This is a genomic window from Aeromonas mytilicola subsp. aquatica, from assembly GCF_044336385.1.
GTDB classification, from domain to species: domain Bacteria; phylum Pseudomonadota; class Gammaproteobacteria; order Enterobacterales; family Aeromonadaceae; genus Aeromonas; species Aeromonas rivipollensis.
Genome location: NZ_CP172298.1, coordinates 177,368 through 189,111, shown reverse-complemented (window position 1 = coordinate 189,111; position 11,744 = coordinate 177,368). Strand labels below are relative to the sequence as shown.

Below are 11,744 nucleotides of genomic sequence, written 5' to 3'. Positions count from 1 at the left end.
ACCATGACAAAAAGGGCAGCCCGCGGGCTGCCCTTTTTGTCTGCGTTCGACCGTCGCCCTTGCTTCAGTCGGCGGAGTCTTCCCGCTCCAGCGCGCGGTTGACCAGGGGCTCAGGCAGGGGCTTGGTGACCTCCACTCCCAGCTCGCGAAAACGCTCGACCTGGGCGATCAGGTTGCCACGGCCGTTGACCAGCCGACCCATCGCCTTGTCGTAGCTCTCCTGCGCCTTGTGCAGGCTGCCCCCCATCTGCTGCATCTCCTCCACGAAGAGCCGCAGCTTCTCGTAGAGGCGGCCGGCCCGCTCCGCTATCTGGCGCGAGTTCTGGTTCTGCCGCTCGTAGCGCCACAGGTTCTCTATGGTGCGCAGCGCCACCATCAGGTTGGTGGGGCTCACCAGCAGTATGTTGTGATCCAGCCCGTAACGTACCAGGGAGGGATCGGCCTCCAGGGCGGTGAGGAAGGCTGGCTCCACCGCCACGAACATCAGCACATAGTCCAGGGTGCGCACCCCGGGCAGTTGCTGGTAATCCTTGCGGCCCAGCTCGCGGATGTGGTTGCGCACCGAGGCAACGTGCTCCTTGAGCGCCACCGCCTTCTCCAGATCGTCGTCCGCGTTGTACCAGCGCTCGTAGGCGGTCAGCGACACCTTGGCGTCGATGATGATGTCTTTGTCCTGGGGCAGGTGGACGATGACGTCGGGCTGATAGCGCTTGCCCTTGTCCACCTCGATATTGACCTGGGTGTGGTACTCGTGGCCCTCACGCAGGCCGCATTCGGAGAGGATACGGGCCAGTACCACCTCACCCCAGTTGCCCTGCTGCTTGCTGTCACCCTTGAGGGCCCGGGTCAGGGCCGCGGCCTCTTCGGTCATGCGGGCATTGAGCTCGGCGAGGCGCTCCAGCTCGAACTTGAGGCTGTGGCGCTGGGCCGTCTCCTGAGCGTGGGTCTCCCCCACCTGACGACGGAAACCCTCGAGCTGCTCCTTGAGCGGTGTCAGCAGCAGATCCAGGCTGTGCTGGTTCAGTTCGCGGAAGTTACCGGAGTTTTGTTCGAAGATACGGTTGGCGAGGTTCTCGAACTGCTGGCTGAGGCGGGCCTCCGCCTGCTGTTGCAGTTGCAGCTTCTCGGCGCTGGCGATGCGCTCGCTGCGCAGGGTGGCTTCGGCATCCTTGAGGCGAGCGGTGAGCTTGAGCAGCAGGGCCTGCTGCTGCTCCAGCTTCTGCTGGCCCAGCATCTTCTCGTCCTGCAGCTCGTCGAACCTGTCCTGCAACGCCTGATGGCGCTCCTCGGTGAGCAGTGTCTCCTCCCGGGCCGTGCGACGCCCCGCCAGCCAGCCGAGGAGCAGGGCCAGCAGACCCGCCAGCAAGGCAGGCAGCCAGGTCGTCATCAGGATCATCGCCGACTCCGCTGACACAGGAAGCGCTGGACATCAACGCGTGCGGCGATCATCGGCGGCTCCGCTGGCGCAGGAAGAGTTCGAGATAACGGTTGAGCAGCAACCAGAACAGCACATAGATGAGGTAGGCGGCCAGCACCACCCACTTGTGACTGTTGACCCCGGTGTCGAGCTCGGTGAACTCGATCTCCTTGATACGGCAGTAGGCCCACATCAGCAGGGGGAAGATATACAGCAGAGAAGCACGCCACAGAAATAACCACATGAGTTCATCAGATCCCGCAAAAAGACCCGCCTAGCTTACACAAGGGCAACCCGGCTTGCGATCCTGGCTGGCGCTATTCTCTGGCTTGCCAGCGGAAAACTGGATAAAATTAACCCCTAATAGGTATAGGGGTGAGCATGACTCATTTTTTCTGTCGCTGGCTGACGCACGCACTGGGGGGCCCCCGCAAACCGGACGTGGTTTGCCACGAGGCGCGCCCGCCCTGGGCCATCGACGAGCCGCAATTCCTCGCTCAGTGCCGCCGCTGCGGCGAGTGCTTCAAGGCCTGCCCCAACGGCCTGCTCAAACCCGCCGACCAGCCCGAATATGTCGGCACCCCCATAGCCGGCACCCCTGTGCTGGATCTCGCCTGCGGCCAGTGCAGCTACTGTGGCAGCTGCGCCAGAGCCTGTCCCACCGGGGCGCTGGACCTGCGGCTCGGCCGCCAGGTGCAGACCCGGGTCAGGATAGAGTCGAGCTGTCAGGCCCGTCAGGGCTTTTATTGCCTGCTGTGCGAGGATGCCTGCCCCCAGCAGGCGATCAAGGCCAGCAGCGAGGGGGTGAGCGTCAACATGGCGGCCTGCGACGGTTGCGGCGCCTGCGGCCTCGCCTGCCTGCACGGCGCCATCACCCTGATCCCCCAGCTCTGACGACTCCAGCATCCGACGCACTCACATCCGTCCCCGGCATGCATGCCAGACAGCAAAAAGGGCCCCGAGGGGCCCTTTCACCGTCATGACCCTCAGGCCATGGTCAGGATATTGTCCTGCTCGATGCCAAGCAGGTGGCACAACCGGGTCGGATCCCGCACCGCATCCGCCAGGGTGTATTCCCCCAGCACCTCGAGGAAGGCGTTCATGGCGCGGCGCAGTATGCCCTGGATGCGGCAGCCGCCGGAGAGGCGGCAGTTCTCACGCTTGCAATCCACCGGGCAGAGCACGTGCTCCATGTCCATCACCACATCGCGCAGGTTGATGGAGACGGCGGAGCGGCCGAGACGGATGCCACCATGCTTGCCACGTACCGTTTCGATGTACCCCTTGATGCCGAGCTGATGCACTATCTTGACCACGTGGTTGCGGGAGATGGCGAAGGTGTCGGCCACTTCCGTGATGGTCGACAGGCGATCACCGGGCTGGATAGCCAGAAAGGTCAGGGTACGCAGGGCGTAGTCGGTAAATCGTGTCAGTTGCATGGTCGCACTTGCCTCTTACTACAAGCCAGAAATCAGGACGACAGCCAGTGGCCAGAGAGGTGAGACTGCACGTGCGCCCGCACAGGTGTCGCTTCTTCAGCCGGGTCGTGGAGTGACAAGGTTAAGAGCAGCTCTGGCGGGTGTCGACGAAGATGTACATAAATCGACACTTTCTTTGATTGATCGCAAACTTGCCGGCTCGGGGCGGGGTTTTGGCCATTTCCGGCGGCTAAATTCCATCGGCAGGCAGGGGGCCACAGTCCGGCGAGCGGGCAGGTTAGAGTCTGTCAGTGGGGATGTTTCAGCCAGGTTTTCAGGGCCTGGGAAGGGATGGAACTCTCGGAGGCGACCGCGAAGGCGCCCCAGTCCACCGCGCACTGCAGGGCATCCCCCATCGCCATGCCGCGGGCCAGACCGTGGATAAGGCCGCCGGCGAAGGCATCCCCCGCCCCCGTGGTATCGACCACGGACACCGGCCGCGCCGCCACCCGCACCTGCTCTTCGCCGTGGATGGCAACGGCCCCCGCCTTGCCCTCGGTCAGCACCAGCCATTCGAGCTGCTCCCCTGCGAGCTCCCTGGCATGCCGCCAGGGATCGCCCACCTCGGCGAGATCGGCGCGGGAGGCCACCAGCACGTGGCAGGGGCGGCGGGCCTGGCCGCCCTTGGGGTACTGGGCCACCACGAAGCTCTTGCCGAGCATCTGGCGCATGTAGCCGATGATGGCGGTGCCCGGATAGTTCACATAGAGGCAATCCACCCCCTCCAGCGGCAAGTCGCCTGGCAGATCCGGGCGGCGCGGACGCCTTAGAATGGTGCGCTCCCCGGTGGAGTCCACCAGCACCAGCAGCTCCCCCGTCTCGCCGCCAAAGCGCTCCACGTGGGAGCAGTCCAGTCCATGACCCGTCGCCTGCTCCAGCAGCCAGTCGCCGGTCTCGTCCAGCCCGATGCGGGAGGCAATGATGACCTCATGCCCCGCCCACACCAGCCCTATGCCGGTGTTGGCGGCGCCGCCGCCGAGCCTGCGCCCCTGATCCACGTATTGCATCCGTGCCCCCGCGACCAGGGGTTCGGCCAGGGAGAGCACATGATCACAGTTGAGATTGGCAAGCAGCAGGATGCGGGACATGGGGACCTCGGCAGGGCGGGTCCGGCATCCAGCGACGCCGGACCGATGACGGAAGACGACTCAGTAGACGGGCAGCTCCACCCCGACCAGCAGCTCGTCGATGCGCGCCTGGGTCGGCTGCTGCATCACGTTCTGGATCATCTCCTTGGTGAGATGGGGGGAGAAGGAGCTGATGAAGTCATACATGTAGTTCTGCAGCAGTATGCTCTTGCTGAAGCAGAGCTGGGCCGGGCAGGGCTCGAACAGGTGCTCCAGGTTGATGGCCACCAGGCTGGGGGCATCGTGGTCGTTGGCCACCAAGGATGAGATGATGCCGATGCCAAAGCCCAGCTCCACGTAGCGCTTGATGACGCCCGCATCCATCACAGTCATGTAGTAGTTGGGGCTGAGGCCGGCCGCCTGGAACACCCTGTCCTGCACCTGACGCCCGGTGGCGCCGCTCTCGTAGCTGAGGATGGGATACTGGCAGAGCTGCTCCAGGGTCGGTTTCTTCACCTTGGCCAGGGGGTGATCCTGCGGCACCACCAGCGACAGGGTCCAGAGGTAGGCGGGCAGCGCGATCAGCTCCTTGTCGAAGCCTATCTCGTGGGCCACGATGGAAAAATCCGAGTAACCCTTGCTGATCTGCTCCTTGGTGGCCGACATCACGGGGTGCAGGTGGAACGAGATCTTGGGGTACTTCTTGGTGAAATAGGTGACGCTTTTGGGCAGCAGGTAGCGGGCTATGGTGTGGGTGGTGTGGATGTTGAGGGTGCCCACTGTCGGGTCCAGGTACTCCCGGGAGATGGCCTTGATCTTGCTCTCTATGTTGAGCATGGCCTCGGCGCACTTGATGATCTCCTCCCCCACAGGGGTGATCCTGTGCAGGTGCTTGCCGCGACGCTCGAAGATGCGCACCCCCAGCTCGCTCTCCAGCAAGCCGATCTGCTTGCTCACTCCAGGCTGGCTGGTATAGAGCGCATCGGAAGCGACGGAGACGTTGAGATTGTGGTCCCGCACCGCGATCAGATACTTCAACTGCTGTAGTTTCAAGGTTGCACCCTCACAGGCTGGCGCGGCTGTCATCAGATGGACAAGGCCGCCACACAAATGGCGGCCAGTGTACCATCCGAACTGGGCATATCACCGCTTGATCCTTCATTTTGCTACAAAATCTAGCATCTGCCGGGGGGATATGACAAACGGACACTCAGCGCACGGCAGGGCCGACCGGCAGCATGCCGAGGAACTGCAGCAGCCACTGCATCATGGTGGCCGAGTCCACTTCTCCCTCCAGGGAGGAGAGGCTGCTCTGGTAGTGCTCGTCGGGCAGCCGATCCCGCCGCCGCTCGATCAGCGCCCGGTTGTATTCCACCGAAAACTCTGGGTGGCCCTGGATGGCGACTATGTGATCCCCCTGCAGGAACATGAAGTTCGGGCAAAAATCGTTGCCCGCCAGCAGGGTCGCCCCCGGGGGCAGCTGCTCCACCTGATCCTGGTGACTGGCCAGGATCCTGATGGTCTCCAGCCCTGGCTGCATCCAGGGTTTCGCCTCCTGCATGGGGTGGACGGAGACGCCGAGCCCCCAGCCCTTGGTGGACTTCACCACCTCTCCCCCCAGTGCCTGGGCGATCACCTGATGGCCGAAGCAGATGCCGGCCAGCTTGACGTTGGCATCGTGGGCCCGCCGGATCCAGTCGCGCAGCGCCAGGATCCAGGGGATGTCGCTGTAGGCATCGTGGCGCGATCCTGTGATGAGCCAGGCATCGCACTCGTTCAAGTCGCTCGGCAGCTCCCCATCGAGCGCCGACCAGACCCTGTATTCCAACGCCGGGGCCAGCGCCCGGAAGCCCTTGATAAACATCTCGGAGTAAACGGGGCCGAAACTCCCAACCAAGTCGGGGTCCAGCCGGTCACAATCGAGAATTCCCAGTCGCATCTGTTACTCCTTCACAGGGATAGCGGGACACGCCGGCGGACTCCTTCCGCCGGGCCATGCCAGGGCTAGCTGCTGCATGTAGATCATTTCATGGTCGGCATGGAGAACTCGGCGCTGGCCCGCAGGCTCTGGGGCCAGCGTGCAGTCACCGTCTTCATCCGGGTATAGAAGCGTACCCCGTCCGGCCCGTGCATGTTGAGCGGCCCGAAGATGGACCGCTTCCAGCCACCGAAGCTGTGAAACGCCATGGGCACGGGAATGGGGACGTTCACCCCTACCATACCGACCTGAACCCTTGTGGTGAAGTCCCTTGCGGTATCCCCGTCACAGGTAAAGATGGCGGTGCCGTTGCCGTACTCGTGTTCGTTGATGAGGCGCAGGGCCGTCTCGTAGTCCGGCGCCCGCACTATGGCGAGCACGGGGCCGAAGATCTCCTCCCGGTAGATGCGCATCTCGGGGCCGACCCGGTCGAACAGACTGCCGCCGATGAAGTAGCCCTCACCGTGGCTGACACCGCGACCATCGACCACCAGACTGGCGCCCTCTGCCACCCCCTGATCCACGTAGCCGCGCACCTTGGCCAGGTGCTCACGGCTGATGAGGGGGCCCATCTCGTTCTCCGGGATCGGACCAAGGCCGGGCCCGACCCGCAGTGCCTCCACCAGCGGCTTGAGCTTGGCCACCAGGGCATCGGCGGTGGCATCACCCACCACCAGGGCCACCGAGATCGCCATGCAACGCTCGCCGGCCGCGCCATAGGCCGCCCCCATCAGGGCGGAGACCGCCTGATCGAGATCCGCATCCGGCATCACCAGCATGTGGTTCTTGGCGCCGCCCAGGGCCTGCACCCGCTTGCCGTAGGCCGAGGCGGTGGCATAGATGTACTGGGCTATGGGGGTGGAGCCGACGAAGGACACCGCCTGTACCCGCGGGTCGGTCAGCAGCACGTCCACCACCTCCTTGTCGCCGTTGACCACGTTGAGCACCCCGTCCGGCAGGCCCGCCTGCTTGAGCAGCTCGGCCATGCGCAGGGCCAGGGAGGGATCCTTCTCGGACGGCTTGAGGATGAAGCTGTTGCCGCAGGCCAACGCCACCGGGAACATCCACAGCGGCACCATGGCCGGGAAGTTGAACGGCGTGATGCCGGCGCACACCCCCACCGGCTGCATCATGGAGTGGCTGTCCACTCCCCGGCCCACGTTGAGAGAGTGCTCCCCCTTGAGCAGATGGGGAATGCCGCAGGCAAACTCCACCACCTCCAGCCCCCGGGTCAGCTCCCCCTGGGCGTCGGAGAAGACCTTGCCGTGCTCACGGCTGATGAGGCGGGCCAGCTCGTCCCTGTGCTGCTCCATCAGCTCCTTGAAGCGGAACATCACCCGTGCCCGCACCAGCGGCGGGGTCTGGGACCAGTCGGCGAAGGCGCGTTCGGCGCTGGCGATGGCATCGAGGCACTCGGCGGCGGTGGAGAGGGCCACAGTGCCCTGCTGCTGGCCGGTGGCCGGATCGAAGATGGCGCCGAAACGCTCGCTGCGACTCTCTGTGGTTTCGCCGTCGATGAAGTTGTCGATCCTGTAACTCATAAATCCTCCGTGATGGGTCATTCGCGTCATCCTTGTGCGCGGCCGTGGGCATCAGGCACAGGAAGAGGGCGCCCGGCGGGCGCCATGCAACAAAGGGTAAGTATCAGTCCTGGGCCTGCAGGACATCCTGCAGCAGGGTGAAGAGGTCGTCGATCTCGCTGCGCTCGATGATGAGGGGTGGCGACAGGGCTATGATGTCGCCGGTCACCCGGATAAGCGCCCCCTTCTCGAAGCAGCGCACGAACACCTCGTAGGCCCGCTTGCCCGGCGCATCCGGCATGGATTCGAGCTCTATGCCCGCCACCAGCCCGTAGTTGCGCACATCCTTCACGTGCTTGCAGCCCTTCAGCGAATGGGCCGCCTCCTCCCAGTAGCCAGCCAGATCGGCGGCGCGATGGAGCAGGTTCTCGCTGCGGTAGATCTCGAGGGTCGCGAGCCCGGCGGCGGCGGCCACAGGGTGTCCCGAGTAGGTGTAGCCGTGGAACAGCTCGATGGCGCCCTTGCCGGCGGCCATCATGTCGTCATAGATGTGGTTCTGCACCAGCACGGCGCCCATGGGGATGGCGCCGTTGGTAAGCCCCTTGGCGCAGGTGATAAGGTCGGGGATGACGTCGAACTCCTGGGCGGCAAAGGCGGAGCCCAGGCGGCCGAAGCCGGTGATCACCTCGTCGAAGATCAGCAGGATGCCGTGTTTGGTACAGATCTCTCTCAGCCGCTTGAGGTAGCCCTTGGGGGGCATGATGACGCCGGTACTGCCGGCGATGGGTTCGACGATGACGGCCGCTATGTTGCTGGCATCATGGAGGAAGACTATCTTCTCCAGCTCGTCGGCCAGGCTGAGATCTTCCTCGGGCAACCCCTTGGTGAAAGCATTTTTCCCTATGTTGAGGGTGTGGGGCAGGTGATCCACACCCCCAAGCAGGGAGCCGAACCACTTGCGGTTGCCGGGAATGCCCCCCACCGAGATGCCACCGAAGCCGACCCCGTGATAACCGCGCTCGCGACCTATGAGCCGGGTGCGGGTGCCCTGACCGCGCGCCCGCTGCCAGGCCAGCGCTATCTTGAGCGCCGTATCGACGGATTCCGAGCCTGAGTTGGTATAGAAGACGTGGCCGAAGCCCTTGGGGGCTATCTCCACCAGCTGGTTGGCCAGCTCGAACGGCAGAGGGTGGCCCATCTGGAACGTGGGGGCGAAATCGAGGTGGGAGATCTGCTGGGAGACAGCCTCGGCAATCTCGCGCCGACCATGGCCCGCGTTGCAACACCAGAGCCCGGCGGTGCCATCCAGTATCTTGCGGCCATCCTCTGAGTGATAATACATCCCCTCTGCCGACTTCAGGATGCGCGGCGCCGCCTTGAACTGCTGGTTGGCGGTGAAGGGCATCCAGAAGGCGGACATGTCGGAAGGGGTATTGATGTCGCTAATCGGTTTCATGGTCACCTCATCCTTAAGGCGTTTAGTAACACTTGGCTGATGCCTATTAAATTAAACACCTGAATCCATAAAAAAGGGCCTTTTATCGCCCTGCTTGGTGTCACCCCCTCGGGGTGGTATAAGATATTTAACACAATTTTAATAATAGTAAACAGTCAAGGAGTGTCTATCGATGGATATCGGTCACCGCCTCAAGGCGGTTCGCACCAAGGCGGCCCTCTCCCAGCGCGAGCTGGCCAAGCGCTCCGGTGTGACCAACGGTTTTATCTCCCAGATCGAGAAAAATCAGGTGAGCCCCTCGGTCGCGTCGCTGCGCAAGGTGCTGGAAGGCATCCCCATGTCGCTCGCCAGCTTCTTCACCGATGAGACGGAGATGGATTCCGAGGTGATCTTCCGCGCGGACGACATGCCGGATCTCGGCACCCACCCCATCAGCTATCGCCTGGTGGGCCACAGCCGGGCCAACCGCGCCATCGGCATGATGCAGGAGGTACTGCCCCCGGGCGCCGATACCGGCGACGACATGCTGAGCCACGAGGGGGAAGAGTGCGGCATCGTCATCCAGGGTCAGGTGGAGGTCACCGTCGGCGAGCAGGTACACCTGCTGGCACCCGGTGATGGCTACTACTTCGACAGCCGCACCCCGCACCGTTTCCGCAACGTGGGGGAGCAGGAGTGCGTGCTTATCTCGGCCAACACGCCAGCCAGCTTCTGATCTCCATGGGTGACCAGGGCCGCTCGCCCCTCCACGAAACGGCCCTGCCGCCTGGGTAAAGTCCGCCGCAGATCGGGGTCTGGACTCGGGCATTGGGCGGCAAGTGTTTAATGAATTGTTACAAGATGGATTTACAAGCGGCAGGATGTTTAGCATATTGATACGCGGAGACTATCTTTGCCGGTTCAAGGAGTGAACATGAGTGACCTGACCCTGGCCCAGTGGCAACACAAGGCCGCCCATCTGACCCTGCCCTCGCAAGCCTTTATCGACGGCAGCTACCGGGACGCCGTCAACGGCGCCACCTTCGATTGCATCAACCCGGCCAACGGCCAGTTGCTGACCAAGGTGGCCTCCTGCGACGCCGCCGACGCCGAACTGGCGGTGCAGGCCGCCCGCGCCGCCTTCGATGACAAGCGCTGGAGCGGGCTCTCCCCGAAACAGCGCAAGCTGATCATGCAGCGCTTCGCCGAGCTGATGCGCCTTAACCAGGTGGAGCTGGCCCTGCTGGAGTCCCTGGACATGGGCAAGCCCATCGGCGATGCCATGGGCTATGACGCCCCCGCCGCCGCCAACTGCATCGCCTGGAACGCCGAGGCCATCGACAAGATCTACGATCAGGTCGCCCCGGTGGAAGAGTCCGCCCTGGCCCTGGTGACCCGCGAGGCGCTCGGGGTGGTGGCCGCCATAGTGCCCTGGAACTTCCCCCTGGTGATGGCCTGCTGGAAGCTGGGCCCGGCGCTGGCCACCGGCAACTCCGTCATCCTCAAGCCGTCCGAAAAATCCCCCCTCACCGCCCTGCGCATCGCCGGCATAGCGAAAGAGGCGGGCATCCCGGACGGTGTGTTCAACGTGCTGCCGGGCTTTGGCCACACAGTGGGTGAGGCGCTGGCCATGCACATGGACGTGGACTGCATCACCTTTACCGGCTCCACCAAGATCGGCAAGCATCTGGTGCAGTGCTCCGGGAAATCAAATCTGAAACGCGCCTTTATGGAGTGCGGCGGCAAGAGCCCCAACATAGTGCTGGCGGACGCGCCTGATCTGGACGCCGCCGCCAGGAGTGCCGTGGGCGCCATCTTCTACAACCAGGGCGAGGTGTGCACCGCCGCCTCCCGCCTGCTGGTGCAAAACAGCATCAAGGCGCAGTTCATGGAGCGACTGCTGGCCCATGCCCGCGAGTGGATAGCCGCCAACCCGCTGGATCCCGCCACCCGTATCGGCGCCATGGTGGACGGCATCCAGATGGAGCAGGTGTTGAACTACATCGCCATCGGCCAGCAGGAGGGCGCCAGACTGCTGCTGGGGGGCAAGCGCACCCACACAGAGAGCGGCGGCTTCTATATCGAGCCCACGATTTTTGACGAGGTGACGCCGCAAATGCGCATCTTCCGCGAGGAGATCTTCGGCCCTGTGCTGGCGGTGACTGGCTTCGACACGCTCGAAGACGCCATTGCCCTTGGCAACGACACCGACTATGGCCTGGCGGCGGCGATCTGGACGGCGGATCTCAACAAGGCGGTCAAGGGCTCCCGCGCCCTGCGCGCCGGCACCGTCTTCGTCAACAACTGGGATGGGGGCGACATGACGATGCCGTTTGGCGGCTTCAAGCAGTCTGGCAACGGCCGCGACAAGTCATTGCACGCGCTGGAGAAGTACACAGAGCTGAAAAGCACCTGGATCCAGCTCGAATAAGATCAGAAATGCCGCTCACCGATCGAATTGGGGGAGAAATCCCCCTTTTTCATTTTTACCCTTTCCTCAACGGCCTCAATCGATATAATCATCAAATAGACAAGCCCTTAAATATAAAGATAAAAATGCTGTTTTTTCTGGGAAGTGTACTGTTTCTGGTAGTGGGCCTGCCGCTGCTCTTCTTCATGCTGGGCGAGGGTGAGGCCTATGTGACCTGGGGTCCCTGGATCTCCGCCATCGCACTCATGCTGTGGCTGCTCATGGATGTAGAGAAGATCCGCCGCGGTGGCCGGCGCTGAGTCGATTCCATGCTGTAAAAATCTCGCCAAACGGCATTTATTAACTTCTTTCCCCCCAAAAGGATCGCTACACTGATTTTTTGCGATGTTTTCCAACATCCGACTCTCCAGTGAAGGTT

The 11,744-nt window shown here is 63.2% G+C and carries 12 protein-coding genes; 4 read left to right on the top strand and 8 right to left on the bottom strand.

The features are described 5' to 3' along the window. Nucleotides 1–64: 64 nt before the first annotated feature. Together rmuC and ACFWHB_RS00890 are read right to left on the bottom strand one after the other, a co-directional pair. Nucleotides 65–1,396 (bottom strand): DNA recombination protein RmuC, encoded by a 1,332-nt coding sequence (gene rmuC, locus ACFWHB_RS00895; protein WP_395949292.1) that lies wholly within the window; start codon nucleotides 1,394–1,396, stop codon nucleotides 65–67. Nucleotides 1,397–1,445: 49 nt separating this feature from the next. Then, nucleotides 1,446–1,661 carry a hypothetical protein gene (locus ACFWHB_RS00890; RefSeq protein ID WP_025325331.1) on the bottom strand — a complete coding sequence of 72 codons (216 nt, stop codon included), beginning with the start codon at nucleotides 1,659–1,661 and terminating at the stop codon, nucleotides 1,446–1,448. 137 nt (nucleotides 1,662–1,798) lie between these two features. On the opposite strand from ACFWHB_RS00890, the gene ACFWHB_RS00885 reads away from it, so the two are divergent. Further along, the gene (locus ACFWHB_RS00885; RefSeq protein ID WP_395949291.1) at nucleotides 1,799–2,311 is read left to right on the top strand and encodes a ferredoxin-type protein NapF; all 513 of its coding nucleotides are present in this window, start codon (nucleotides 1,799–1,801) and stop codon (nucleotides 2,309–2,311) included. A gap of 92 nt (nucleotides 2,312–2,403) precedes the next feature. Here ACFWHB_RS00885 and ACFWHB_RS00880 read toward each other — a convergent pair whose 3' ends face one another. The 6 genes from ACFWHB_RS00880 to ACFWHB_RS00855 all read right to left on the bottom strand — a co-directional run bounded on the left by ACFWHB_RS00880 (nucleotide 2,404) and on the right by ACFWHB_RS00855 (nucleotide 8,916). After that, nucleotides 2,404–2,856 carry an Rrf2 family transcriptional regulator gene (locus tag ACFWHB_RS00880; RefSeq protein ID WP_005326180.1) on the bottom strand — a complete coding sequence of 151 codons (453 nt, stop codon included), beginning with the start codon at nucleotides 2,854–2,856 and terminating at the stop codon, nucleotides 2,404–2,406. A gap of 287 nt (nucleotides 2,857–3,143) precedes the next feature. Beyond that, nucleotides 3,144–3,983: a PfkB family carbohydrate kinase gene (locus ACFWHB_RS00875; RefSeq protein WP_163156298.1), complete on the bottom strand. Its 840-nt coding sequence runs from the start codon at nucleotides 3,981–3,983 to the stop codon at nucleotides 3,144–3,146. Between the two features lie 60 nt (nucleotides 3,984–4,043). After that, complete coding sequence (locus ACFWHB_RS00870) at nucleotides 4,044–5,015, bottom strand: LysR substrate-binding domain-containing protein (RefSeq protein ID WP_025325328.1); 972 nt, start codon at nucleotides 5,013–5,015, stop codon at nucleotides 4,044–4,046. Between the two features lie 157 nt (nucleotides 5,016–5,172). After that, nucleotides 5,173–5,901 carry a glutamine amidotransferase-related protein gene (locus tag ACFWHB_RS00865; protein WP_042650122.1) on the bottom strand — a complete coding sequence of 243 codons (729 nt, stop codon included), beginning with the start codon at nucleotides 5,899–5,901 and terminating at the stop codon, nucleotides 5,173–5,175. Between the two features lie 83 nt (nucleotides 5,902–5,984). Further along, nucleotides 5,985–7,481, bottom strand: coding sequence for a CoA-acylating methylmalonate-semialdehyde dehydrogenase (locus ACFWHB_RS00860; protein WP_395949290.1), 1,497 nt, complete (start codon nucleotides 7,479–7,481; stop codon nucleotides 5,985–5,987). A 103-nt stretch (nucleotides 7,482–7,584) separates the two neighbouring features. Beyond that, nucleotides 7,585–8,916, bottom strand: coding sequence for an aspartate aminotransferase family protein (locus ACFWHB_RS00855; RefSeq protein ID WP_395949289.1), 1,332 nt, complete (start codon nucleotides 8,914–8,916; stop codon nucleotides 7,585–7,587). Between the two features lie 172 nt (nucleotides 8,917–9,088). On the opposite strand from ACFWHB_RS00855, the gene ACFWHB_RS00850 reads away from it, so the two are divergent. The 3 genes from ACFWHB_RS00850 to ACFWHB_RS00840 all read left to right on the top strand — a co-directional run bounded on the left by ACFWHB_RS00850 (nucleotide 9,089) and on the right by ACFWHB_RS00840 (nucleotide 11,625). Further along, nucleotides 9,089–9,631 carry a cupin domain-containing protein gene (locus tag ACFWHB_RS00850; protein WP_025325324.1) on the top strand — a complete coding sequence of 181 codons (543 nt, stop codon included), beginning with the start codon at nucleotides 9,089–9,091 and terminating at the stop codon, nucleotides 9,629–9,631. A 198-nt stretch (nucleotides 9,632–9,829) separates the two neighbouring features. Then, entirely contained in the window at nucleotides 9,830–11,326 is a 1,497-nt protein-coding gene (locus ACFWHB_RS00845) for an aldehyde dehydrogenase (RefSeq protein ID WP_395949288.1), read from the top strand. 8 nt (nucleotides 11,327–11,334) lie between these two features. Next, on the top strand, nucleotides 11,335–11,625 hold the full coding sequence (locus tag ACFWHB_RS00840; protein ID WP_049828095.1) for a hypothetical protein: 291 nt from the start codon (nucleotides 11,335–11,337) through the stop codon (nucleotides 11,623–11,625). Nucleotides 11,626–11,744: the final 119 nt, after the last annotated feature.

Coding starts and splice junctions, on each gene's coding strand:
- rmuC (WP_395949292.1), bottom strand. CDS start 1,396: ATGATCCTGATGACGACCTGGCTGCCTGCCTTGCTGGCGGGTCTGCTG.
- ACFWHB_RS00890 (WP_025325331.1), bottom strand. CDS start 1,661: ATGTGGTTATTTCTGTGGCGTGCTTCTCTGCTGTATATCTTCCCCCTG.
- ACFWHB_RS00885 (WP_395949291.1), top strand. CDS start 1,799: ATGACTCATTTTTTCTGTCGCTGGCTGACGCACGCACTGGGGGGCCCC.
- ACFWHB_RS00880 (WP_005326180.1), bottom strand. CDS start 2,856: ATGCAACTGACACGATTTACCGACTACGCCCTGCGTACCCTGACCTTT.
- ACFWHB_RS00875 (WP_163156298.1), bottom strand. CDS start 3,983: ATGTCCCGCATCCTGCTGCTTGCCAATCTCAACTGTGATCATGTGCTC.
- ACFWHB_RS00865 (WP_042650122.1), bottom strand. CDS start 5,901: ATGCGACTGGGAATTCTCGATTGTGACCGGCTGGACCCCGACTTGGTT.
- ACFWHB_RS00860 (WP_395949290.1), bottom strand. CDS start 7,481: ATGAGTTACAGGATCGACAACTTCATCGACGGCGAAACCACAGAGAGT.
- ACFWHB_RS00855 (WP_395949289.1), bottom strand. CDS start 8,916: ATGAAACCGATTAGCGACATCAATACCCCTTCCGACATGTCCGCCTTC.
- ACFWHB_RS00850 (WP_025325324.1), top strand. CDS start 9,089: ATGGATATCGGTCACCGCCTCAAGGCGGTTCGCACCAAGGCGGCCCTC.
- ACFWHB_RS00845 (WP_395949288.1), top strand. CDS start 9,830: ATGAGTGACCTGACCCTGGCCCAGTGGCAACACAAGGCCGCCCATCTG.
- ACFWHB_RS00840 (WP_049828095.1), top strand. CDS start 11,335: ATGCCGCTCACCGATCGAATTGGGGGAGAAATCCCCCTTTTTCATTTT.